Here is a 24,267-nt window from a genome sequence, read left to right on the forward strand (position 1 = left end):
GCAGACGCCCGCCAGCAATTACGCATAATGCCGCTTCGTCCCCTGCTCCCACCTGGCCAACCACGTCAATGCAGCAACCGCCCGGGTGCCTAAGCTCCTGCGCAGGGGTAGGCTGGGAACACCCGGGATTCTCGCGAATTTCGGGTTTTCGTGTTGCCTGCATCCCATGAACATTCCAGGAGCTTCAGCCATGAGCCTCAACGGCCCATCCCTCACCGGTCTGCGGCGCGTCCTCGCCGAAGACAGAACTTTCGCCAGGGTCCAGGCGGAGGCAGCCAGGAGTTTTAACGGCCGCAGCGAGGACTACCAGATCAGCGCCCCGTCAGGACTCAGGGCTGCCCTGCTGGCTGAGATGGCCGACGGTCTGGCACAACAAGGTGCCAATGGAAACGCAGGGATAGTACTTGCAGTGACCGCCACAGGACGCGAGGCGGAGGACCTGACCGAGGCGCTGAGGGCATATCTGCCGGCGGACTCGGTGGCAGAGTTTCCCAGTTGGGAGACGCTGCCCCATGAAAGGTTGTCCCCCCGTTCGGACACGGTGGGCCGGCGCCTGTCCGTTCTTCGCCGGTTGGCGCACCCGGAAACCTCGCCCAGCGGCCCCTTGCGCGTAGTGGTGGCACCGGTCCGTGCGGTGGTTCAGCCCATCGTGGCAGGACTGGGCGAACTCACGCCGGTCACCCTGAAAGTCGGCCAGGACCGATCCTTCACCGATGTGGTCCGAAGCCTCGCCGACGCCGCGTACGCGCGCGTTGACATGGTGACCCACCGTGGCGAGTTCGCAGTCCGCGGCGGCATCCTGGACGTCTTTCCGCCGACCGAAGACCACCCCATCCGCGTGGAGTTCTTTGGCGACGAGGTGGACCAGATGCGCTGGTTCGCCGTCGCCGACCAACGCTCACTGTCCGCCCCTGGCGTGCACCATCCCATCGAGCTCCATGCCCCGCCATGCCGCGAAATCCTGATCACACCGTCTGTTATGTCCCGCGCAGCAACGCTCAAGGCGCAGATGCCGGCCGCCGCAGACATGCTGGAGAAAATCGCCGGCGGGATCGCCGTCGAAGGTATGGAGTCATTGGCGCCGGTACTGGTGGACTCGATGGTGCCGTTCGTCGATCAGCTTCCGTCCGGCTCGATCTCCGTGGTGATCGAACCGGAAAAAGTACGCACCCGGGCCCACGATCTGGCCGCCACCAACGAGGAGTTCCTGGAAGCGGCATGGTCCACGGCGTCCGACGGCGGTAGGGCACCTTTGGATCTCAGCTCCGCAGCCTCCGCCGCACTCCACTCGGCCAGCTTCCGCTCCCTCACAGACACCCGTTCCGCAGCTCTCAGCCATGAGGTGTCGTGGTGGTCCATCACCTCGCTGGCAACGGATGAGGAAATAGCGCCGGACATCGATGTCCTGAACCTCCACGCCCGGGAACCGCGCGGCTATCAGGGCGATGTGGCGGAGATGATGGACTTTATCGGCTCCCACGTCAGGGACCAGTGGCGCATCGTTGTGGTCACTGAGGGCCCGGGTCCTGCCCAGCGGCTGGCGGAGCTGTTTCATGACAACAACATTCCCTGCGCCCGGGTGGACTTGCTGGACAAGGAACCGCAGCCGGGCATCATCGAAATCACCACCGCCGCCGTCGGACGCGGCTTTGTCCTGGAGGGCCTCAAGCTCAGCCTGCTCACCGAAGCTGATCTGTTGGGGCGCACCTCCGCCGGTTCCACCAAGGACATGCGTCGAATGCCCTCCAAACGGCGGAACGCGGTGGACCCCTTGCAGCTCCTCGCCGGCGATCATGTGGTGCACGAACAACACGGAATCGGACGATTCGTTGAGCTCATTCAGCGGAAGGTCTCCGGTGGCGGGGACGGTATGCGCGAGTACCTCGTCCTGGAATACGCTCCGTCCAAGCGCGGAGCCCCGGGGGACAGGCTGTTCGTCCCCACCGACCAGTTGGACCAGGTGACCCGCTACGTCGGCGGGGACACACCGGTACTCAGTAAGATGGGCGGCTCGGACTGGGCCAGCACCAAGTCCAAAGCCCGCAAGGCCGTCAAGGAGATTGCCGGTGAGCTTATCCGCCTCTACTCAGCGCGGATGGCCTCTCGTGGCTTCTCCTTCAGCCCGGATACCCCATGGCAGCGTGAGCTGGAGGAAGCTTTCCCTTACGTTGAGACCCCCGACCAGCTGACCACCATCAACGAGGTCAAGGCGGACATGGAGCGCGAAATCCCCATGGACCGGCTGGTTTCGGGAGACGTGGGCTACGGCAAGACGGAGATCGCCGTCCGTGCAGCCTTCAAGGCGGTGCAGGATGGCAAGCAAGTGGCGGTCCTGGTGCCCACCACGCTCCTGGCCCAGCAGCATTATGAGACCTTCACCGAGCGGTTCTCCGGCTTCCCGCTCCGGGTCAAGCCTTTGTCCCGCTTCCAAGGGACAAAGGAGACCAAAGAGACGGTTGAGGGCGTCAAGAGCGGCGCTGTCGACGTCGTGATCGGCACCCACCGCCTGCTCTCCAAAGACTTTGAGTTCAAGGACCTCGGCCTGGTGATCGTGGACGAGGAACAGCGTTTCGGCGTGGAACACAAGGAAGCGCTCAAGAAGATGCGGACCAACGTGGACGTGCTGGCCATGAGCGCCACTCCCATTCCGCGGACGCTGGAGATGTCGCTGACCGGGATCCGGGAAACATCCACCCTTGCCACGCCGCCGGAAGAACGCCATCCCGTGCTGACATACGTGGGCCCGTACACGGACAAACAGACCTCTGCGGCAATCCGGCGTGAGCTGATGCGCGAAGGTCAGGTCTTCTTTGTCCATAACCGGGTTTCCACCATTGAACGGACGGCCGCCAAGATTCGGGAACTTGTACCCGAAGCACGGGTGGAAGTTGCCCACGGGCAGATGTCCGAGAGCCGGCTGGAGCAGATCATCGTCGACTTCTGGGAGAAGCGCTTTGACGTCCTGGTCTGCACCACCATCATCGAAACGGGCCTCGATATCTCCAACGCCAACACCTTGATCGTCGACGGCGCCGACAAGTACGGGCTCTCTCAGCTGCACCAGCTGCGAGGCCGTGTGGGCCGAGGGCGTGAGCGGGCTTATGCCTACTTCCTGTACCCGGCCGAAAAGCCGTTGGGGGAGGTGGCCCTGGAGCGGCTTAAAGCCGTAGCCGCCCACAATGAGCTGGGCGCCGGCATGCAGCTGGCCATGAAGGACCTCGAAATCCGCGGGGCCGGAAACCTGCTGGGCGGGGAACAGTCAGGCCACATCCAGGGCGTCGGGTTCGACCTCTACATCCGCCTGGTCGGCGAGGCCGTGGCAGATTACCGCGGGGATGCTGAAGAAAAGGCGGCCGAGATGAAGATCGAGCTGCCGGTGAATGCGCACCTGCCGCACGACTACGTTCCCGGGGAACGCCTCAGGCTGGAGGCGTACCGCAAGCTGGCGGCTGCCGTCAGCTACGAAGCCATCGACGAAGTCCTGGCCGAGCTGGTGGACCGCTATGGCGAGCCGCCGTTGCCCGCGCAAAACCTTATCGCTGTCGCCCGCTTCCGGGTGGGGGCCCGCGAAGCCGGGCTGTCCGACGTCGCGCTTCAGGGCAATTTCATCCGCTTCTCGCCGGCGCAGCTGCCCGAGTCCAAGACGATGCGGCTGAACCGCATGTATCCGGGAGCCCAGTCGAAGCCGGCGCTGGACGCCGTTCTGATTCCCAAGCCGAAGACCGCGAAAATCGGCGGACGGGACCTGCAGGATGCCGAAATCCTCGAATGGGCCAACGGGGTCATCCGCAATATCTTTTCTGACGCTCCAGCAGCGCAACTGACCGCGGGCTGAGCCATGATGGGAGGACACCACGCCGCGTCAGGAGCCGCGGCGTGGGTAGCCATTGCTTCCACAGGCCCCTACACTTTGGGCTGGTACCCGCTGGACGCCGCCGGAATCTTGATCGGCGGCATGGCGACGGCGGGAACCGCCCTGGTGCTCGACTGGGACCACCGCCACAGCACAGTGGCGCAGTCGCTGCCTCCGCTGTCGAACATCATCGCCGTCGGAATAGAGAATGCGAGCGGCGGGCACCGGCAGGGAACGCACTCGTTGTTGGGTGGGGCCTTCTTTGTGGTGCTGGCCATGGTGGCCGGACAGATCCAGCTGCACACGGACTGGGGAATCCTGTCCGTCGGGGCCGGCGTGCTGTGCATGTTCCTGATCAACATCGCTGCCAAGGCACTCAAGCTGTTCCCGAAGTCGGGCTGGATCACCAACTGGCTGTTCGCGCTCACGATGGCAGGCCTGGTGACGTGGTTCGCCCCGGACCAATGGACCTGGCTGCCGGTGTCCATGCTGACTGGAGTGGTGGTGCATATTGTGGGGGACATGATCACCACCGGAGGAGTCCCGCTCCTCTGGCCGGTTGTGATTAAGCCGCCGAAGTTCCTGCGGAAGCTGCCCTTGGTCAAGGACGTCTGGAAAGCCAACGGTGCGTTTTCCATCCCGCTGCTGGGCCGTGCCGGTTCCCGGCGTGAGTGGCTCGTCCTGATTCCGGTGAGCGCCTACGCCATGGTGGGAATGTGCGTGGCTGCCTGGGCTCTGGGAAATGTGCATTTTCCTGCCGCCTTGGCCTTCGGGAGCAGCTTCATGAACACCTTGCTGGGCACCGGATAAGCCTCTGGTTAAATGGCTGACGCCCCGGGGTATCCGGGGCGTCAGCGGGAAATTCTGAAATGCTTCTTAGTGCTCGCCGGCAGAATCAGAGCGGCCGAGGACGGTCTGCGGGATCCAGAAGGAGGCAGCAAAAAGGCCCAGGCAGACAGCCATCGGCCAAGGGTTGCCGAGGGTCAGGAAGGACAACGAGTAGATGGAACCCAGGAACAGGGCCATCATGATCACGAAGACGATGACGCTGCCGACGAGGCTGTTCTCGTTCTGAGGGGTCTTGGGGCTATCAACGATCTTGGACATTCATTTCCTCCCGGCCCCGAAGGGCTTAAACATACGAGTCCCGCAGGATTCGAAAAACTCTGGCGGCAGCCCGAGGCATCAGTACGCGGATGAACCTTGTTCACCCTTAACGATTGCAATTCCGGAGCTGGCGCCAATACGTGTTGCACCTGCAGCAATCATAGCCTGCGCATCAGCAAGCGAGCGCACGCCGCCGGAGGCCTTGACGCCCAGGTCCGGGCCTACCGTCCGTCGCATGAGGGCTATATCTTCCGGGGTTGCCCCACCGCCGTTGAACCCCGTGGACGTTTTAACGAAGTCTGCTCCGGCTTCCACTGCAGCCTGGCAGGCAATGACTTTCTGCTCGTCGCTCAGGAGCCCGGTTTCGATGATCACCTTCAGCATGGCTCCACCGGCGTGCACCACCTCCGCGACGGCGGTGATGTCATCTACCAGCGCGCCCTTGTCCCCAGCCCTGGCTGCAGCAATGTTGACCACCATGTCGATCTCGTCGGCACCATCCAGGACAGCACCACGGGCCTCGAACGCCTTGACATCAGTGGGTGTCGCACCCAGCGGGAAACCAACCACTGAACAGGTCAGCACTCCCGATCCCTTGAGGGCGGTTTTCACCGTTTTGACCCAGATCGGGTTGACGCACACAGACTTGAAGCGGTACTCGGCGGCCTCGAAACAAACCTTGAGGATCTCTGCCTCACTGGCTTCGGGCTTGAGGAGCGTGTGGTCGATATAGGAGGCGATGTCACGGCTTCTTGCGGGTGCGGGTGCTCCTCCGACGGCGGGTGCTCCTTCGGTAGTCCCTGCGGCGTCTCCTGCCGCAGCGGCTTCGTTGCTCATGATGGTCCTTTCCCAGTGGGGTGTTTCAGGTGACCATCTTGCCACGTGTCCGGGCAGGCTCGGGGACTCCTCAGGCGGCTGCGGAAACTGACCCCGCCGAGGCCGCATGGAGCAGCTGCGTTGCACAGACATCCGCGGCGGTATCGGCGGCCACCAGCAGGCCCAGGCGGACGCCGTCGAACGAAGCAGCGTCGCCGATAGCCCAAATGCCAGAGACTGACGTGCGGAACTCCCTGTCGATCACGATTCCGCCGCCGGCTGCCGTGGACAGCCCGGCGCTGGCAGCAAGCGCGCTTCGCGCAACGCGATCTTCCGCCAACACCACGAGATCGCCCTGCATGGTGCTGCCATCTTCGAAGACGATGCCGGCGGCGGGGAGGACGGAGCCTGCAACCGTGGGAACAACAGAAGCCGGCCGGAGGGTTGTGCGGATGGGCCGGACACCCCGCGCCCTGAGTACTGCCTCGGCCTGGCCTGCAGCAGCACCAGTGCCCACCAGAATTCCCAACGGGCGCCGGCCCAGCACCCTGGTGACTTCCTTGACCGCTTCGCCGATCCGGCCGGCGTCATCAATGGTGGAGTAGCTGAGGCAGCGTGCAGAGCCGTCGACGGGGGAGTGAACAGGGGCTGATCCAGTGGCGATCACCAGCTGGTCGTAACTGAATTCCATGCCGTCCGCGGTTGTCACGAAACGCTGGTGCGGGTCAATGAAACTGGCCGGCTGTCCGAAGCGGACCGATACCTGTGGCAGGGCGGCGAGCTCAAGCAGCTCCTGTGGAGAGTCGTCGCGGTTGCTGAGTACGGTGATGCTTCCGGCGAAACGCTGCCGGGCGAGCTGGGCCACCAACGCCTGTGCCGCGGGACCGGCGCCTGCGACGACAATTCTTGGCGTAGGCGCGCCTGAGGTGGCAACGGCTGAGGGTGCATCTGCAGGGGAAAAAGTGACGGAGGAGAGTGGGGATGCCGGAGCGGACATGTGCAGGCCCTTTCATGGTGCGGCCCTGGTGCGGCCGCAAGGTTCGTGATGGAACCTAGGCTAGACCGTCCATTTTTCGCCCATGTTTCCCCGCGGTTGCCGAAACGTCCCAGTGCGTGACGGATGGAACCACCGTTGCCCAGGGTTGTTTACCGGCCGGTAACAGTCTATTGATGGAAAGGAGTGGTCACGGACCGGAAGCAACGGAGCTAGACGCGGATCCGGTAACCGCGCTTCACCACGGTTTCCACGAGGCGTCCATCAGGCAGGGACGACCTCAACCTGCTGACCGTCATGTCCAATGCGTGCACCGAGCCACGGAGTTCCAGAAGCTCCGAGAGCGAGTCCCTCGACAGGACTGCCCCGCCCGCCCCGAGCAGGGCGCGGAGCAGCAGGAGCGGGGCCGGTGCCATCTCCACCTGCTCGCCGTTGATCCGCAGCGAACGGCCACGCAGTTCCACGTTGCCCGAGCGCGTATCCAGCCTGCGGACATGGTTCAACGCCAGATGTTCAACCACCAGGCGGATCAAAGCGCCCATCCGGAACCGCTCCGGAACAAGCGGTGACAGGCCGGCGTCGATGAGCGGCTGCGCTGTCACGGGTCCCACGACGGCGGTGGTCACGGTGGTCTTCAGGGCCTCGATCAGCTGTTTGTACAGGCCCATTTCATGGGCCGTGCTCCACAGCGCGTCCACCGCGGGCGCGCTGGTAAAGGTCAGGACATCGAGGTTCCCACTGCAGGCGGCCTCAATCAGCCGCGGCAGCTTGTCCTCTCCCTCGGGTTTGACCCAGCGGTACGGCGTCACGGTGAGCACGGTGGCGCCGGACATCCGGAGCCGCTCAAGCTGGCGGACGTCGGTGTAACCATGCAGCTGGACGGCAACGGTCTTCCCGCGGACACCTTCGGCCAGCAGCATGTCCACCAGGGTGGCTGTGGTTTCGTCGCTGCTGATTCCGACGTCGGCAAGGCCGGCCGCACGAACCGCACCGCGCGCTTTGGGCCCGCGGACGAACATGCGGCAGGCGGCGAGGGTGTCCAGGAGTTCGTCGCCGATGCCGAAGGAATCAGCGGCTTCACACCACCGGCGCATGCCATAGGCCGTCGTCGCGATACAAAGATCAGGCTTGGCAGCGATGATGGCCCGGGTGTCGTCGATGAGGCGGAAGTCCTCCTGGACGGGCGCAATCTTCAGCGCCGGAGCGTGCAGCACTTCGGCGCCGCGGCGTTCGAGGGCCTCGATGAGGTCCTGAGACCTGCGGTGGGAGGTCACCCCGATCCGGAAGCCCTCCAAGGGCAGATCAGCACCCTCTGCGGAGGGAAGCTCCTGCACAGAGGTGGAGGCAAGCGCGGGGTTCGGGAAGGGGGCAACCGTATCTACAGCAGTCATGGGGTCCGTCACGATCCCAGCAGCGATGCAGCGAGGCGGTCAAGATCAGCTGACGCTTCGGCATGCCCCCGGTTGGCTTCCCCCACGCGGACCACCTCGCCGATCACCAGGACGGCCGGGTTGGTGCAGTCTGCAGCTGCCGACACGATGGTTCCAAGCTGAGCGATGGTGGTGCGCTGGCCGGGCCGGTAACCGCGTTCAATGACGGCCATGGGCATTTCCGGGCTCATTCCAGCCTTCCGCAGGCCGGCGGCGAGTTGATGCAAAGTACCGATTCCCATCAGCACCACGATAGTGCCACCGAGGCCGGCCAGGTGCATGTGCTCCTTCTCCGTGAGCGGAGCGTGACCGGAAACCACAGTGAACATGTGGCTGACTTCACGATGGGTTACTGGTATGCCCGCGGCCGCAGGGACAGAGATGGCGCTGGTAACGCCAGAGACGACGCGGACTGGAACGCCGGCTGCCACACAGGCTGCCACTTCCTCACCACCACGACCGAAGACGTAGGGATCGCCGCCCTTGAGCCGCACGACGTTCTTGCCATCCAGGGCGGCCTCGACCATAAGCTTCTCAATGCCGGACTGGCTGACCGGGTGATGGCCGGGGCGCTTGCCTACGTCCACCAGCTCGGCCGATGTCAGCGACGGCAGTTCCTGGTACGGCGCCAACCGGTCGTAAAACACGACGTCGGCGTCACGGAGCGCTTTGATCGCTGCAACCGTGAGCAGCTCGGCGGTGCCGGGTCCGCCACCCACAAGGGTGACGTGCCCGTTTGCGCCGGCGGCGGGCTCGCTGGTGACCGGGATTCCGTTATCACGGCACCGCTCCAGGAGCGGCTCCCAGCCTGGCTGGCCGTCGTCGACCGCTGCGACCAGGAACGGCCGCTCCGGAAGAGGACCGTCATGGTGGGCACCTTGGGGAGTGCTCAGCCTGGAAATCACTGCGCCGGCAGCCTCATAGCGGCGGACCGCCTGACGGGCCGCATGGTCGGAGCCCGTGATGAGAACTTCGCGGCCATTGACATCGATGCTGAGCTGCATGGGTTACACCTTGCTTTCAGTGACGGATTCGTTGGCTGACCGGACAGGGATGGAAGCGCCGATGAGCACTTTCCCCTTTTCCTCTGCGGTGGCCGGACGCATCTGGCCCCGCTCGTCCGGTACGAAGGTAATGGAGTCATCCTTCTGGTCGGGGGCGTTGACGAAGGAGCGGAACCGGCGGAGGCGCTCGGGATCCTTCAGGGTGTCTGCCCATTCGTCAACGTAGGTGTCAACGTGCTTGGCCATGGCAGCCTCGAGTTCTTCGGCGATGCCCAGGGTGTCTTTTACCACCACGTCCTCGACGTGCTTGATGCCGCCGTCGAGCTCCTCCTGCCAACGTGCGGTGCGCTGCAGGCGGTCGGCCGTGCGAATGTAATACATGAAGTATCGGTCGATGTACTTCAGCAGGGTTTCGTCGTCCAGGTCCTTGGCCAGCAGCTGGGCGTGGGCCGGGGTGGCACCGCCGTTGCCGCCGACGTAGAGGTTCCAGCCGTCCGCCGTCGCGATGACGCCGACGTCCTTGCCGCGGGCCTCGGCGCATTCCCGGGCGCAGCCGGAAACGCCCATCTTGAGCTTGTGCGGGCTGCGGAGGCCGCGGTAGCGGAGTTCCAGCTGGATGGCCATGGCCACCGAGTCCTGGACACCGAAGCGGCACCAGGTGGAACCGACGCAGGACTTCACTGTGCGCAGGCTCTTACCGTAGGCCTGACCGGATTCGAAGCCGGCATCCACGAGTTCCTTCCAGATTTCCGGAAGCTGCTCCAGCCTCGCACCGAACATATCGATGCGCTGACCGCCGGTGATCTTCGTGTACAGGTTGTATTTTTCGGCGACGGCGGCAATGACACCGAGCTTCTTGGGGGTGATTTCACCGCCGGCAATGCGGGGAACAACCGAGTAGGTGCCGTCCTTCTGCATATTCGCGAGGGCGCGGTCGTTGGTGTCCTGCAGTGCGCCGCGGCCCGCGTCGAGGACGTAGGCGTTGTGCTGGCTGGCCAGGATGGAGGCGATGGTCGGCTTGCAGATGTCGCAGCCGGCACCGGTGCCGTACTTGGCCATGATGTCTTCGAAGGAGGTCAGTTCCAGGACGCGGATCGCGTCGAAGAGCTCCTGGCGGGACAGTTCGATGTGCTCGCAAAGGGCCTTGGAGACCTCGACGCCGGACTTCGTCAGTTCGCCTTCGAGCAGCTTCTTCAGCATCGGTACACAGGAACCACAGCTGGTACCGGCGCGGGTGCAGCCCTTGAGTTCGCCGAGTTCCTGGACGGGGGCGTTGCCTTCGCAGGCGCCGCAGCCGTTAACGGTGTCGCGGATGGTTCCGGCGGTTACGTTGTTGCAGGAACAGAGGATGGCGTCATCGGGCAGTTCGGTATCGGGCGCCTCGCCGCCGCCTGCGGCAGTGAGGTACGCGCCGGGCTCCGCAGAGAGTTCGCGGCCCAGGAGCGGGCGGAGGCTGGTGTAGGGAGTTGCGTCACCAACGAAGATGCCGCCCAGCAGGGTTTTGGCGTCATCGGTGGTAACGATCTTCTGGTAGACGCCGCGGGCGGGGTCGGCGTAGACGATCTCGAGGGAGTGCTCGGTCTTGGCGAACGCGTCACCGAAGCTGGCTACATCAACGCCGGACAACTTCAGCTTGGTGGCAGTGTCAAAACCGGGGAAGGTGGCCTCGCCACCGTGCAGGCGGTCGGCGACGATCTCAGCCATGGTGTTGGCCGGAGCAACAAGGCCCAGGCACATGCCGCCGAAGTTGGCTACTTCACCGATGGCCCAGATGCCGGGAATCTCGGTTTCGCAACCGTCGGTGATCACAACACCGCCGCGTTGGCCGAGCGAGAAGATCTGCTCTTCGCCCTCAGCGGCGCGGAAGAGTTCATCGCGCGGGCGGACGCCGATGGCGACGATCACAAGATCAGCGTCGATGATGCGGCCGTCAGCCATAAGGACGCCGGTGACCTGGCCGTCGTCATCGGACAATACCTCTGAGGGGAACACACCGCTGTGGACTTCGAAGCCCTTGGCCTTGATCAGGCGGCCCATTGCCTGGCCGGCGCCTTCGTCGAGCTGGGTGGCCATCAGCCATGCTGCGCCGTCGATGACAATGGGGGTGGCCCCCAGCTGCTCCGTACCGGCAGCCGACTCGAGGCCCAGGAGCCCACCACCGATGGTGACCGCTTTGACCTTGCGGCCAAGCTTTTCAGTGAGTTCGGCAATGGCCTTGTTGATGGCCCACACGTCTTCGAGCGTGCGGTAGACGTGTGTGTGCTCGGCGCCGGGGATCGGCAGGCGGGCTGCGTTCGAGCCCGTCGCTACGACGAGGTGGTCGTATTCGTAGCTGTTGCCGGCTGCGGTTTCCACCGACTTGCCATCGGTGTTGATCTTGATGACGCGTTCGCCGGTCTTGAGTTCCAGCGAACCATGATCCCACATGGACGCTTCGCCCAACGTGAGGTCGTAGTCGTTGTCAGTGAGCGCCTTGCTGAGCGCCACGCGGTCGTAGGGGAGGTGGGTTTCCTCGGTGAGGACAGTAACGTGCCAGCCATCGAGGCCACGGGCATGCATTGCGTCCGCAAAACGGTGGGCCGCTGGGCCGCCGCCGGCGACCACGACGCGGCGTGGTGTCTCTGTGCTTGAAGTCTGTCCGGTCACTGTGGGCCTTTCGCATGGGCCGCAGACGGTGCTCTGCAGCTTGTCCATCCAGACTAGGCAGTGGCAGTTTCGCTTCAGTTTCCCAATTGTTTCGTGAACTTAACTTCTGCATCACGAATAGATTTCCCGGCAAGTGAGGTCTCTTTTACGCGCCGGACACATTTGCTGCACGCCGATGAAACACCCGCCGCCTACTTTGAATGATGTGGCCGCGTCGGCGGTCCGGTTTCCAGTGGGAAGAGATGTCTGGGAAGAAATATCCAGAATTCGAAAAAGCACACAAGCTTTCCGCTGGACAGAAGGCAACGTGAGAGGGGCCCGAAAATGACGGCAGTACTTGAACTTCAGGAAGAAACCACCGCAGCTGCGACAGGTTGGCACCGGGTGTGCCCCGTAGCAGAGCTTGAGCCCGCCTGGGGCGAAGCGGCACTGATCGCCGGACGCCAGGTCGCCCTATTCCGCACCGCTTCGGACGAGATTTACGCCGTTTCCCAGGAGGATCCGGCCACCGGTGCCCACGTTATGGCTCGCGGCATCCTCGGTTCCCGTGGAGACAGGCCCACCATTGCCTCACCCCTGCACAAAGAGGTCTACGACCTCGAAACAGGGGAATGCTTCGGCAATGCAGAGCTGAGCCTGCCCACGTTCAAGGCCAGGATTGTGGACGGCCACATCGAAGTCGAGCTCTAAGCAGCAGCTCAAGCCACACCGGCTACAGCCTCGCCGGCTACAGCCCCAGAGCCTCGCGGACATCATGCAACACGTTGTCCAGCGAGGCTCTTGCTGCTTGCCTCGCCTGCGGAAGTTCCGCGGCCGAACCCACGTTTTGGATCACTTCCAGGTAGCACTTCAGCTTGGGTTCGGTCCCACTGGGCCTGATGATTACGCGGCTCAGGTCCTTGGTGATGTATAGCAGACCGTCCGTGGGAGGCAGGTGTTCTCCGCCCTCCGAGAGATCCTTGTACGATTCGACGGCGGACCCTCCGAAGGACTCGGGGGGAGTCACACGGAGCCTGTTCATCATGGCTCCCAGCAACCCGAGGTCCGCCACCCTGATGCTGAGCTGGTCGCTTGCATGCAGCCCGTGAAACAGGTAGAGCTCGTCCAGGGTGTCGAAGATCGATTTCCCATCAGCTTTCGCGGCGGCTGCGAGTTCCGCGATGAGCACTGACGCGGAAATCCCGTCCTTGTCCCGCACCAGCCCAGGGGCAACGCAATAACCCAGCGCTTCTTCGTAACCATAAAGCAGTTCCGGTACCCGTGAGATCCATTTGAAGCCCGTCAGCGTTTCCTCATGGGCATATCCGGCGGCCTTGGCGATGCGCGCGAGCAGGCGTGACGAAACAATCGAATTGGCCAGGACACCCTGGCCCTGCTCTCCCTCAAGGGCCGTCCGGCTGGCGAGCCTGGTAACAATGTGGTGACCCAAGAGGGCGCCCACCTCATCGCCCCGCAGCATCCGCCAGGCCCCCGTATCAGGATCCTTGGCGGCCACGGCAGCCCGGTCGGCGTCCGGATCGTTGGCAAGCACAATATCTGCACCTACCCGTGCCGCCGTCTCCAATGCCAGGTCCAGCGCCCCCGGCTCCTCCGGATTCGGGAAGCTGACGGTGGGGAAATCGGGGTCCGGGTGCGCCTGTTCCTGCACGAGGGTGACATCCTTGAAACCCGCCGCGTTCAGGACTGACACTGCGGTTTCCCCGCCCACACCATGCAGGGGGGTCAGGACGATCTTCAACTCCCGGGCGGGGAACTCCTCCGGCATGGCCAGGGCGGCAACGGCCGACTTGTACGCCGCGATAATTGAGGGATCCAGAATGGTCCAGCCTTCATTCGCGAGCTGTACTGAGTCCAGCGGGCCCACCTCGTTGATCCTGGCAGCAATCCGCTCGTCGTACGGTGTCACGATCTGTGCTCCACGCCCGCTTTCCTCCACCGCGTGGCGGCCGAGGTACACCTTGTACCCGTTGTCCTCGGGCGGGTTGTGGCTCGCGGTGACCATCACGCCGCCGTCGCAATCCAGGTGCCGTACAGCAAAGGCGAGCAACGGCGTCGGCAGGGCCAACGGCAACAGGAAAGTTTCAATGCCTGCCGCCGCGAAGATCGCGGCTGTCTCCTCCGCGAAGATGTCCGAGTTGTAGCGGGCGTCGTAGCCGACGACTGCGCGGGGACGGGTTCCGGGGGACGCCGCGGAGACGGCGTCGGTGAGGAAGGCGGCAAAACCTGCAGCGGCACGGCGGACTACTACCCTGTTCATCCGGTTCGGGCCAGGTCCCAGCGGGGCGCGAAGCCCGGCCGTACCGAACTGGAGGGTGCCGTTGAAGCTGTCCGTCAACTCCTGGCGGGCAGCGGGAACGCCATCAGCAACACGCAGGATAAGCTCCGATAGAGCTGCTGCGGTAGCGGGATCCGGGTCCTGCGCTGCCCATTCACGGGCGGAGTCCAACAGCTGCGGCAGTTCGGGATCGATAGAGGTCATAGGATCCAAACTAGCCCCAAACGTTCATGAAGCCTGCCTCGAAAGCGGGGGAGAACGGTCACAGTTTGGGTCAGTTCTTGGGGACTGGCGGTTCCAGGGCTTAAAGCCTGACGATGATTTCTGCCAACAGTTTGGAAATCCGGGCGCCCGCCGCGTGGCCAGCCTCAAGGACCTCCTGATGGCTCAAAGGCACCGGGCTTATGCCTGCGGCGAGATTGGTCACAAGGGAGATGCCAAAGACCTCCATCCCCGCGTGCCTGCCGGCGATGGCTTCGAGGGCGGTGGACATACCCACAAGATCGGCACCAATGCGCTTGGCATACTGCACTTCAGCCGGGGTTTCATAGTGCGGGCCGGTGAACTGCGCGTAAACACCTTCCTCCAACGAGGGGTCCACTTCCTGTGCCAGGGCCCTGATGCGCGAGGAGTAGAGGTCGGTGAGGTCCACGAACGTTGCGCCTTCGAGCGGGGAGGTGGCGGTGAGGTTTATGTGATCTTTGATGAGCACAGGAGTGCCCGGAGCCCAGTCCTCGTTGAGTCCGCCGCAACCGTTGGTGACCACCAGCGTCTTGCAACCGGCGGCGGCAGCAGTACGAACCCCGTGAACCACGGCGCGAACCCCTTTGCCCTCGTAATAGTGCGTGCGGGCACCGAGGACCAGCGCGCGTTTGCCGTCACTTGTCAGGACTGAACGGATGGTGCCCACGTGGCCTTCGACGGCCGGGGCGGAGAATCCGGGCACCTCGTCTGCCGAAAGGGTGGCCGTGGTGTGGCCGATCAGGTCAGCTGCGCCTCCCCAACCGGAGCCGAGCACCAGGGCGACATCGTGACGGTCAACGTCTGTCTCCTGGGCGATGTACTCGGCCGCTCGACGCGCAGCGTCAAAGGGATCAGCGTCAAAGGGATCAGTGTTCCGGATTTCTCTATTACTCACTGGTACAAGTTATCGTGCCGCCGCCATCCTGCCCAGCAGCTTCCCTCGGTTGCTGCCTGCAAAAAGCCCCGATATTGGTTGTGCGGGGAGGGATAGGCGAGAATGGATGATTGTGACTACGCATCCTGATTTCAGCGCCCCCCGTATCGCAATCCTGGGTGGAGGTCCCGGTGGCTACGAGGCCGCCATGGTGGCCGCGTCGCTGGGCGCGAAGGTCACCATCATTGAGCGGGCCGGCCTTGGCGGCTCCGCGGTACTGACCGACGTCGTGCCTTCCAAGACCCTGATCGCAACGGCGGACCTCATGACCCGCGTGGGTGAGGCGGGGGAGCTGGGAGTCAAGTTCGACGTCGACGGCGGGGATTTTGTGCCCGTCATGAGGGCGGACCTCAAGCACATCAACGATCGTCTCCTGAACCTGGCCCGGCAGCAGTCGGCCGACATTCAGAAGGGGCTGGAGCTTCAGGGCGTCCGCATCCTGATGGGCTCCGGCAAGCTGGTGGACAACCACACCATCGAAGTCCTCACGGCGGAGGGGACCGAAACAGTTGAGGCGGATGCCGTCCTGCTTGCTGTGGGCGCCCACCCGCGCGAACTCCCCACCGCCCGGCCCGACGGCGTACGCATCCTGACCTGGACGCAGATCTACAACCTGGACGAGTTGCCGGAGGAACTGATCGTGGTGGGCTCGGGCGTCACTGGCGCTGAATTCGCGTCTGCCTATAACGGCCTGGGTTCCAAGGTCACCCTGATCTCAAGCCGCGACCGGGTGCTTCCCGGATCCGATACAGATGCCGCCCAGGTCCTGGAAGAGGTCTTTGAGCGCCGGGGAGTCAGGGTGCTGTCCCGTTCCAGGGCGGAGACCGTGGAACGCACGGACGACGGCGTCGTGGTCACCCTCAGCGACGGCTCCACAGTGATCGGCAGCCATTGCCTGGTTTGTGTCGGATCCATCCCGAACACCGCCGGCGTCGGCCTCGAGGAAGCCGGTGTGGCGCTCACGGAGAGCGGGCACATCAAGGTGGACGGCGTCTCCCGCACTTCGGCCCCCAACATTTACGCCGCCGGGGACTGCACCGGGGTCCTTCCGCTGGCATCTGTGGCCGCTATGCAGGGCCGGATCGCCATCGCGCACTTCCTGGGCGACAGCGTGACCCCGGTCAAACTCCACCAGGTAGCTTCCAACATCTTTACGTCTCCGGAAATCGCTTCGGTGGGGGTCAGTGAAGAGGAAGTGGAATCCGGCAAGTACCAGGGCGATGTCATCAAACTCTCGCTGCGAAGCAACGCCCGCGCCAAGATGCGCAACCACAAGGACGGGTTCGTGAAAATCATCGCGCGCAAGGGCTCCGGAACGGTGATCGGGGGAGTGGTTGTGGGCCCCAACGCGTCGGAGTTGATTTTCCCCATCGCCATTGCGGTAAAGCAGAAACTGCACGTGGACGACGTCGCCAGCACCTTTACGGTGTACCCGTCGCTGAGCGGATCCATCTCCGAGGCTGCACGGCGCCTGCACGTCCACATGTAGTTTTGTAGTAGCTTCACCCGACGTTGTGCTGCTGCAGCCACATCTCCAGCACTGCCAGTTGCCACAGGGTATTGCTTCCCGCCGGCGAGTATTGGCCGTTCGGGCTGCGCAGGAGGGACTCAATGTAGTCGGACCGGAAGAGTCCGCGCTGCTTTGCCTCGGGAGCGTGCAGCGCATCCTCCACCATGGTGATGAACGGCTCCTCCAGATAGCGCAATGCCGGAACGGGGAAATAACCCTTGGGCCTGTCGATGACCGCTGAGGGCAGGAGCTTGCGGCTCATTTCCTTCAGCACCCATTTGCCGCCGCGTCCGGCCTTGAACTCGGGCGGGCATGAGGCCGCAAGTGCAACGAGGTCCTGGTCCAGGAACGGTACGCGGGCTTCGAGCCCCCACGCCATGGTCATGTTGTCCACGCGCTTGACGGGATCATCAGGCATCAGGACGTGCGTGTCCAGGCGGAGGAGTGCGTCCACTGCTGTTTCGGCTCCAGGCCTGGCCAGTTCTGACTGCAGCTTCCAACGGCTGACATCCGCACCACAAAACCATTCCGGCTCAAGGACATCCGCCATCTGGGCATGCCTGCGATCTGCAAATGCAGCTGTAAAGGTGTCAAGGGCAGCGTCCCGTTCAACAGTCAGGGCCGGTTGATGATACGCATAGCCGCCAAACACTTCGTCAGCGCCCTGGCCGGACTGGACCACTTTGAGGTGCTCGGACACAGCCCGGGAGAGCAGGAAGAATGCGGTAACGTCGTGGCTGGCCATGGGTTCGGACATGGCATCGAGGGCTTCACCGATGGCGGGGGCGAACTCGGTTGTGGGAATGTGAAGTCGGTGGTGGTTTGTGCCGAATTCACGGGCGATCAGGTCCGAGTACATGAACTCGTCGCCGGATTCGTCTCCAGCCCCGTCAAAACCGATGCTGAAGGTGCTAAGTCCGGGCTGGCCTGCTTCCGCGAGCAGAGCCACCAGGAGGCTCGAATCAAGGCCTCCGGAAAGGAGGACTCCGACCGGAACGTCCGCCACCAGCCGGCGCTCGACGGCGGTCCGCAGTGAAGCATGCAGGGCTTCCTGCCAGTCATCAGCCGTCCAGTCAACCCGCTCCGGGTCCCGCACATAGGCCGGTTTCCAGTAGACCTTGTCCCGGTGGCTGCCGTCGGCATTAATGATCCTTACCGTGGCGGGAGGCAGTTTGCTGACACCGCGCAGAATGGTTCGTGGAGCCGGAACTATGGAGTGCCAGCTCAAATAGTGGTGGAGCGCTACCTCGTCAATTGAAGTGTCCAGGCCGCCGGCGGCAACCAACGCCGGTAACGTCGACGCAAACCGGATCCTGCCTCCAGCCTCGGCAAAATACAAAGGTTTGATGCCGAGGCGGTCCCTGGCGAAGACCACCCGGTTCCGCTTGGAGTCCACGAGGGCCACCGCAAACATCCCCACAAGATGGTGAACGAAGTCTTCCCCCCAGCGGTGGTATGCCTTGAGGATCACCTCGGTATCGCTGGTGGAGTTGAAGCGGTAGTACGGTGCAAGCTCCCGCCGCAGTTCGTGGTGGTTGTAGATGCACCCGTTAAACACAAGGGCCAGCCCCAGGTCCTCGTCGACCATGGGCTGGGCGCCGCCATCGGAGAGGTCGATGATGCTGAGCCGGCGGTGTCCCAAAGCAACCCAGCCTTCACGCCAGATTCCCTGTCCGTCCGGACCCCGGGACTCCATCGCAGCCGTCATCTTTCTGACAGGTTCGACGCCGGCCCTCACCCCGCCGAAAGCCAGTTCGCCAGCTATCCCGCACATCGAAAAACTTCCTCGCCTCAAGTGTTGAAGTACTCAACACGCCAGGTTCCGGCAGCTTCCCCCCGAGGCTCCGGGCTGATTCCAAGGACCAGCACCAGCTATTCAGATACTAAGCATACTTACTTCTCTTAACCTTGAACTGTCCGGAAGGGTGCGTCAAGTTCAAACTCAAAAGTCCCCTCGTTTGTTTTGGTGTGCTCGAGCCGGCCGCGCAGGCACAAATTTGCCGGTACCCGTCCTGACTGCAAGGGTGGGACGATGTGAGGTGAGGAAAAGGAGACATAATGCGAGTAGCAGCCGGGCAGTTCACAGCGGGCAAGGATCCAGCCGCCAACCTTGAGGCCATCACAGGGCTGATGGAGCAGGCCGCGGCAGGGGAAGCTGAGTTGCTCCTGCTTCCTGAGCTCAGCCTCTATGGCTCTCCTGAATCTGCCGCCGTCCTGGCCTCGGTGGCTGAGGGCCTGGATGGTCCCTTCGTGAGCAGCATTGCAGCCGTTTCCAAGAAGCTGGGCCTGCCGGTGGTTGTCGGAACCATTGAGGCAAACCCCGGCGGATTACCGTACAACACCCTGGTTGCTGTGGATGCTGACGGCAACATTGCGGGCACCTATCGCAAGATCCACCTGTATGACGCTTTTGGCTACAGGGAGAGCGAGGGTATAGCGCCAGGGGATATCAGTGATCCCTTTCTTTTGAAGTTCGGGGATCTCCGGCTTGGTGCCTTCACCTGCTACGACCTCCGCTTTCCCGAAAGTGCACGCCGCCTCATTGATGCAGGAGCCAACGTAGTTCTGATCCCTGCCATGTGGGTTCCCGGCCCCGGGAAGGAAGACCACTGGAATACCCTCATCCGCGCCCGCGCCATAGAAAACACGGCCTATGTTGTGGCGGCCAACCAAACGGCACCATTGGGCACTGGATACTCCATGATCGTGGACCCAGCCGGAGTGGTCCTCGCCAATGCAGGGGAAGCGCCTGGGGTGATCTTCGCCAACGTCGCACCGGAGCGGCTCCAGTCGGTGCGGCAACGGGTGCCCTCCCTCGCTAACCGGCGGTTCACTGTTGTTCCGTTGGATGTCCCTCGTTCCTAGCCTGGCCTGCCCCTCTTTCCTCACGAAATCCCCCTTCCGCAGCCGCGCTCCGGCCCATTTGATACTCAATGGTGACGGTTACGAAACATGGAATAAACAAACCGCTCGTAGCCTTGCTTATGGATGCACGTGTGGAAGGACAAGGAATGAGCGCACCGGAATCAACCGTTCGGCCGTTGATAGGGCTGACCACCTATCTGGAGGAGGCCGGCACCGATGGCTGCGGCCGCGTGAGTTCTGCCTTCCTGCCCGAAGCGTATTTCGCTCCTCTCCTGGCGGCGGGAGCCATTCCTGTTCTGCTGCCTCCCCAGCCTGTCCTCACGGGACTGGTGGAGCAACTGGTCAGCACCCTGGATGGTCTCCTGGTGCCCGGAGGGTGGGATGTTGACCCTGCACGGTACGGCCAGGAAGCCCACCCGGCAACAGATTCTCCACGCCGGGCCCGGGACGAATGGGAACTGGCGCTGATCCTTGAAGCGATCCGACAAGATGTTCCACTCCTGACTATTTGCCGGGGCGAGCAGCTGCTGAACGTGGCTCTCGGCGGGACGCTCCACCAGCATCTCCCTGACGTTGTGGGCGACGGCGTTTACCAGCTTGGGGGGCACAAGTTCAATAGCATTCAGGTGGAGGTCAAAGCTGATTCCCTCCTGAACCGTCTGCTCGGCCAAGACTCCGTGACTGTCCCTGTCTCCCACCACCAGGCTGTTGACAGGCTGGGCGAGGGGCTCATTGCTGCGGCCTGGAGTGAGGATCAGATTGTTGAGGCAATTGAGCACCCGGGCCAGAGCTTCTGCCTGGGCGTGCAATGGCATCCAGAACAACTGCCCGAAGAGGAAGCGCTGTTCCGGGCCTTTGTTGCTGCCGCCCGCGAGCAGAAAGTGCCCAAAGTTTTGCACGCGTCCACGGCTCCGTCCAACATCGTGCAGGCGGCCATCGAAGGCTCTCCCCAGCTTAGGGACGGCTTGGCCGCAATCTAACGGCTAGTCTGACGGATGACGGGTCCGGTTACCAAGGTGAATATTCCCGGTCCGACCCCTGCCTGGAAGGGCTCGAATTCTCTTCCGATGCCGGCAGGGTGGATCGAAGCCGCGTTTATGAATGGCTCAGCGGCGACAGCTACTGGGTCGCCGGCAGGTCCCGGAGTCAGCAACAGGCGGCGATGGATGCCTCACGGAATTTTGGGATATACCGCACCGACTCCCGCGAGCAGGTGGCCTATGCCCGCGTAATAACGGATGGCGCTACTTTCGCTTATCTGTGTGACGTATACGTAGACCGGTCGGTACGGGGTGGTGGGGTGGGCACTGCGGCAGTCAGCTGACGATCCCATTCTTTGGCTGATCCAGTCGGGGATGGAGCAACTGGGTCATGTGGATGGCTAAGATCGTGAATAACTCAGCCATGTAAGGAGTCAACCAGTGGAGCCCACTTCCAACGACAGCGGGAAGGCCACGTTGGAACTTCTTGAGAATGGCATAGTGTGTCTGACGTGGCAGCGCCAGGTCAGCCTTGAAGTGGCCGACGTTACTGCTGCGATGGCCAGCTTGGACTACCTTTGCCAAGGACTTTCTCACCCGTTGCTTGTCGACATGGGCGGCACTACGAGTGTCAGCCACGACGCCCGTGCAGCATTTTCACTTCCTTCTGTCGCATCCCGGATTGCACTGCTCGGTTCGACTCCAGTTGACCGGGTCATTGCCAACTTCCGCCGCGCCGACTCTTTTCCATGCCCCACGCTCTTCTTCACGGACCGGGCTGAAGCCGTGAACTGGCTCCTCCAGGATTCAACAGCCTGATTGCGTGATCTGCTCCCGCGGGTGGGGGGAGAAGTGCGGCTGTAAGAATGGAGGGTGCCCGCAGCTTTCCGATTCGACGCTTGACTGAAGACCCGGCTAACGTTCACGACCGTCGGCGATGGCCGGCTGTTCTGCCACCGGTGGCCCAGGTTCTGGACAGGGGCCTCGATCCGAGCCTGTCGCGCCAGGACATCCCTTTCCATGAGATGTCCCATGGTGAATCGTTTCTCGAGCTGGCAGTCGATCGCTTCCAAGGGCGCGGACTCCGGGTGCTCGACGAACCGGAATCGGCGTTGTCCTTTGCCGGGTGCCTTAGTCTGCTCTCTGTCTTGAAGGAGCTCCTTGCGGAGGGCAACTCACAGGTCATCATGTCCACTCACTCGCCCGTCCTTGCAGCCCTTCCCGGGGCCCAGGCTCTCGAAGTTGGCGCCTGGGGGGATCCGGCGGCAGGAACGGGAGGACCTTGACCTGGTTTCGAATTGGCGATCATTCCCGGACGCACCAGAACGCTACCTACGTCACCTCTAGACCTGGCCCTTCCTCTTCACAAGGGCGATGTTCGGGCTCCGCTGCGCCTAGACGATCGTGGTGTCTTTACGCTTGCGCCGCCAGATAACAATCACGATCAAAAGGACCAGGAGGATTGCGCCAATCACGATCGGAGCGAGGTCCAGCCGCGCGTCTTCTGCCTGCTGGGTTTCGCCGGTACCCGGGTTGCCGAAGCCAGTGGGCGTTCCTTCCGACGGCGTCGCAGCTCCGGTGGGGGCGGGAGTTACGCCGGTGGGCGCATCTGTTGGTGTTGGAGACGTGGTCTGGGCCTGGACGGCTGCCGGTAGCGAGATGGCCCCTGCGGCGACTGCAGCATGCGCCGGCCCCGTCAGCAGGAGCGAAACCCCCAGCGAAGCCAGAACGACGGCGGTGCGAATGAATTTCCTGGACATTGGTCCTCCTCGTAGTGTTGCCAGCTCGGCTGGAGATCCGCGGAGCGGTTGTCCTTTCTTCTGTCGGAGCTCACGGCCGGAGCAATGGTCAGCTTGCTTACCATTCTGTCGGGATGGTGCCGCAAATTTCTAGTCCCCTCCGCAATGCTGGTGTTTCGCTTTAACCATGCCTGGAGCGAAACGACAATGATTCCGGTGAAACGCTCCAGGACGTGCCCTTGGCAAACTTGTTTGGGGGAGTCGTCCCCGGCGAGGTGTTCAGGCAGCCGTCAGCCACCAATCATCCGTTTCCACTACGGGCAATAGTTGCCAGTCCGGGAATGGGTCCAGGGGCATAGGTAGGTCCTGGTCCACGGGCCGAGGCAGGTCTTGGTCCATGGGCATAGGCAGGTCTTGGTCCACGGGCAGAGGCAGGTCTTGGTCCATGGGCAGAGTCAGATCTTGATTCCGATCCGGATGCTGGTTCGGCGGGGGGAGGCCGGCATGGTTGGGCCAGGTGGGTGGTTGCCAGTCTTGTTGTTCGCTGGGGTAGTGCCTGCCTGAGGGCGCGGTCCAGCCGGGTGTTTGGTTGGCGGTGGCTTGGGATGGGGTCCAGGCGGTGTTGTGTTTGAGGTGGTGGTGTTTCCGGCAGGGTTGGCCAAGGTTGGTGATGCCGGTGGTGCCGCCGTCGGCCCAGGCGAGGAGGTGGTCGGCTTCGTTGTCGAGGGAGTGGTTGTGGCAGCCGGGGAAGGGGCATTTGGCGTCGCGCAGGCGCAGCCATTGGCGCATGTATGTGGGGATCCGGTAACTGGTGCGGCCGATTTCCAGGGGTGCCCCGTCGCGGGGATCGGTCAGGACGCGGTGGAAGGAATCGGCCCCGTTGGCGACGAGGTCCCGGGCCATGGACGCCGGGATGGGTCCGTACCCGTCCAGCATCGCCGGTTCGTCGGTGGCGCCAAGCAGTGAGAGGACAGGAACGGTGACCAGCACCTGGGCCCGGGGAGAGGGAACGCCCACCGGGCCGCCGCCCGCGCCCTTGCCAAAGCCAGCCCCGTCAATGTCGGCGGGGCCGGGGTTGCGGGTATCGCTGTTGGCCCCTGTGTTGTTCAGGAGCCAGGTGGCGGCGATGTCGGCGCGGAGTTGGGTGAGTGTCCGGCGCTCGGTGGGACCCTGCAGGGCTCTGGCGGCGGTGGTGGTCCGGCCCCAGATCCCGGCGGCTGTCGCGGCTGGCAGGTAGGCCGAGAGCCATGCCATGCCGTCGTGGTCCGGGGTGTATTCCAGCCGCCGGTCCAGGACACTTTTGCGGTGGCGGGTCTCGATGCTGTCGGGGTGATGGCGTTCGCGCCAGGTGCGGGCTTTGGCGCGGAACCGGGACGGGACCAGGTCACCGATGTGGCATCCGCGTGCAGCGTCGGGCGAGTCAGGATCAAGGAAGTGTGTTTCCAGTGCGGCAGTCCCGGCCGGGTCCAGGTTGGTGGTTTCATCGCACATGATGCGGGCGTGCTGCCACGAAATCGACCCGTGCCGGAGTGCGGTGAGGGTGAGCAGCCCGGTGGTCAGGTGCCGGGACTGGTCCAGGAGCGGCGCGGCGGTACGCTCGCTCACGGTGAGGACGCAGGCGAGTTCTGCAATGGTGGACATTTCCTGGGCGGTCGCGTCCTGGGCGGTGACAGCAGGGGCGGCGATGGCCTCAGCCGCTTCGACGTACTTGGCCGCCAGTTGTACCTTCAGCGCCGCAGCCTTCGCCTCGAACCGGGCAACCTCGGCCAAAGCATCCAAACAAGCATCGAGCTGGCGCCGCAGCGGATCGGAGCCCTGGCCGCAATCAACAGGGCCATCGGTTCCGCCACGGAAATCCGGCCCGATGATGC

The 24,267-nt window shown here is 63.4% G+C and carries 20 protein-coding genes; 9 read left to right on the forward strand and 11 right to left on the reverse strand.

The window, feature by feature from the left end; genetic code table 11:
• The first annotated feature begins 190 nt into the window (after nucleotides 1–190).
• Both mfd and RIN13_RS17250 read left to right on the forward strand, forming a co-directional pair.
• Entirely contained in the window at nucleotides 191–3,835 is a 3,645-nt protein-coding gene (mfd, locus tag RIN13_RS17245) for a transcription-repair coupling factor (protein WP_309108543.1), read from the forward strand.
• 3 nt (nucleotides 3,836–3,838) lie between these two features.
• Nucleotides 3,839–4,663 carry a metal-dependent hydrolase gene (locus RIN13_RS17250; RefSeq protein WP_309108544.1) on the forward strand — a complete coding sequence of 275 codons (825 nt, stop codon included), beginning with the start codon at nucleotides 3,839–3,841 and terminating at the stop codon, nucleotides 4,661–4,663.
• Between the two features lie 66 nt (nucleotides 4,664–4,729).
• Here RIN13_RS17250 and RIN13_RS17255 read toward each other — a convergent pair whose 3' ends face one another.
• The 6 genes from RIN13_RS17255 to nirB all read right to left on the reverse strand — a co-directional run bounded on the left by RIN13_RS17255 (nucleotide 4,730) and on the right by nirB (nucleotide 11,850).
• A complete protein-coding gene (locus RIN13_RS17255) occupies nucleotides 4,730–4,960 on the reverse strand; it encodes a hypothetical protein (RefSeq protein WP_309108545.1) in 231 nt (76 codons plus the stop codon).
• 78 nt (nucleotides 4,961–5,038) lie between these two features.
• Nucleotides 5,039–5,797: a deoxyribose-phosphate aldolase gene (gene deoC, locus RIN13_RS17260; protein WP_309108546.1), complete on the reverse strand. Its 759-nt coding sequence runs from the start codon at nucleotides 5,795–5,797 to the stop codon at nucleotides 5,039–5,041.
• Between the two features lie 70 nt (nucleotides 5,798–5,867).
• The gene (locus RIN13_RS17265; RefSeq protein WP_309108547.1) at nucleotides 5,868–6,773 is read right to left on the reverse strand and encodes an FAD-dependent oxidoreductase; all 906 of its coding nucleotides are present in this window, start codon (nucleotides 6,771–6,773) and stop codon (nucleotides 5,868–5,870) included.
• A gap of 209 nt (nucleotides 6,774–6,982) precedes the next feature.
• Nucleotides 6,983–8,161, reverse strand: coding sequence for a uroporphyrinogen-III synthase (locus tag RIN13_RS17270; protein ID WP_309108548.1), 1,179 nt, complete (start codon nucleotides 8,159–8,161; stop codon nucleotides 6,983–6,985).
• Between the two features lie 8 nt (nucleotides 8,162–8,169).
• Nucleotides 8,170–9,204 (reverse strand): uroporphyrinogen-III C-methyltransferase, encoded by a 1,035-nt coding sequence (cobA, locus tag RIN13_RS17275; protein WP_309108549.1) that lies wholly within the window; start codon nucleotides 9,202–9,204, stop codon nucleotides 8,170–8,172.
• Nucleotides 9,205–9,207: 3 nt separating this feature from the next.
• A complete protein-coding gene (gene nirB, locus RIN13_RS17280) occupies nucleotides 9,208–11,850 on the reverse strand; it encodes a nitrite reductase large subunit NirB (RefSeq protein ID WP_309108550.1) in 2,643 nt (880 codons plus the stop codon).
• Nucleotides 11,851–12,174: 324 nt separating this feature from the next.
• On the opposite strand from nirB, the gene nirD reads away from it, so the two are divergent.
• Nucleotides 12,175–12,540 (forward strand): nitrite reductase small subunit NirD, encoded by a 366-nt coding sequence (nirD, locus tag RIN13_RS17285; protein WP_309108551.1) that lies wholly within the window; start codon nucleotides 12,175–12,177, stop codon nucleotides 12,538–12,540.
• 37 nt (nucleotides 12,541–12,577) lie between these two features.
• Here the strand turns inward: nirD and RIN13_RS17290 are convergent, their stop codons facing one another.
• Together RIN13_RS17290 and RIN13_RS17295 are read right to left on the reverse strand one after the other, a co-directional pair.
• Nucleotides 12,578–14,329, reverse strand: a complete 1,752-nt coding sequence (locus RIN13_RS17290) for a phospho-sugar mutase (protein WP_309108552.1) — start codon at nucleotides 14,327–14,329, stop codon at nucleotides 12,578–12,580.
• A 100-nt stretch (nucleotides 14,330–14,429) separates the two neighbouring features.
• Nucleotides 14,430–15,263 carry a purine-nucleoside phosphorylase gene (locus RIN13_RS17295; RefSeq protein WP_375164788.1) on the reverse strand — a complete coding sequence of 278 codons (834 nt, stop codon included), beginning with the start codon at nucleotides 15,261–15,263 and terminating at the stop codon, nucleotides 14,430–14,432.
• A gap of 112 nt (nucleotides 15,264–15,375) precedes the next feature.
• Here RIN13_RS17295 and RIN13_RS17300 point away from each other — a divergent pair, with 112 nt between their 5' ends.
• Nucleotides 15,376–16,791, forward strand: a complete 1,416-nt coding sequence (locus RIN13_RS17300) for an NAD(P)H-quinone dehydrogenase (protein ID WP_309108553.1) — start codon at nucleotides 15,376–15,378, stop codon at nucleotides 16,789–16,791.
• A gap of 13 nt (nucleotides 16,792–16,804) precedes the next feature.
• Here RIN13_RS17300 and RIN13_RS17305 read toward each other — a convergent pair whose 3' ends face one another.
• On the reverse strand, nucleotides 16,805–18,586 hold the full coding sequence (locus RIN13_RS17305) for an N-acetylglutaminylglutamine amidotransferase (protein ID WP_309108554.1): 1,782 nt from the start codon (nucleotides 18,584–18,586) through the stop codon (nucleotides 16,805–16,807).
• Nucleotides 18,587–18,870: 284 nt separating this feature from the next.
• Between RIN13_RS17305 and RIN13_RS17310 the strand changes: the two genes are divergently transcribed.
• The 5 genes from RIN13_RS17310 (at nucleotide 18,871) to RIN13_RS17325 (ending at nucleotide 21,943) form a co-directional block, all read left to right on the forward strand.
• Nucleotides 18,871–19,677, forward strand: a complete 807-nt coding sequence (locus tag RIN13_RS17310) for a carbon-nitrogen hydrolase family protein (RefSeq protein WP_309108555.1) — start codon at nucleotides 18,871–18,873, stop codon at nucleotides 19,675–19,677.
• Nucleotides 19,678–19,823: 146 nt separating this feature from the next.
• Nucleotides 19,824–20,657: a gamma-glutamyl-gamma-aminobutyrate hydrolase family protein gene (locus RIN13_RS17315; RefSeq protein ID WP_309108556.1), complete on the forward strand. Its 834-nt coding sequence runs from the start codon at nucleotides 19,824–19,826 to the stop codon at nucleotides 20,655–20,657.
• A 98-nt stretch (nucleotides 20,658–20,755) separates the two neighbouring features.
• On the forward strand, nucleotides 20,756–21,001 hold the full coding sequence (locus RIN13_RS20540; protein WP_375164789.1) for a GNAT family N-acetyltransferase: 246 nt from the start codon (nucleotides 20,756–20,758) through the stop codon (nucleotides 20,999–21,001).
• Between the two features lie 97 nt (nucleotides 21,002–21,098).
• Complete coding sequence (locus RIN13_RS17320; RefSeq protein ID WP_309108557.1) at nucleotides 21,099–21,476, forward strand: STAS/SEC14 domain-containing protein; 378 nt, start codon at nucleotides 21,099–21,101, stop codon at nucleotides 21,474–21,476.
• Between the two features lie 80 nt (nucleotides 21,477–21,556).
• Nucleotides 21,557–21,943 carry an AAA family ATPase gene (locus RIN13_RS17325; protein ID WP_309108558.1) on the forward strand — a complete coding sequence of 129 codons (387 nt, stop codon included), beginning with the start codon at nucleotides 21,557–21,559 and terminating at the stop codon, nucleotides 21,941–21,943.
• 108 nt (nucleotides 21,944–22,051) lie between these two features.
• Here the strand turns inward: RIN13_RS17325 and RIN13_RS17330 are convergent, their stop codons facing one another.
• Complete coding sequence (locus RIN13_RS17330) at nucleotides 22,052–22,417, reverse strand: LuxR family transcriptional regulator (protein ID WP_309108559.1); 366 nt, start codon at nucleotides 22,415–22,417, stop codon at nucleotides 22,052–22,054.
• 258 nt (nucleotides 22,418–22,675) lie between these two features.
• On the reverse strand, nucleotides 22,676–24,265 hold the full coding sequence (locus RIN13_RS17335) for a DUF222 domain-containing protein (protein WP_309108560.1): 1,590 nt from the start codon (nucleotides 24,263–24,265) through the stop codon (nucleotides 22,676–22,678).
• Nucleotides 24,266–24,267 lie beyond the last annotated feature (2 nt).

Origin of the sequence: Arthrobacter sp., from assembly GCF_031179985.1 — a bacterium.
Classification (GTDB): Bacteria; Actinomycetota; Actinomycetes; order Actinomycetales; family Micrococcaceae; genus Arthrobacter.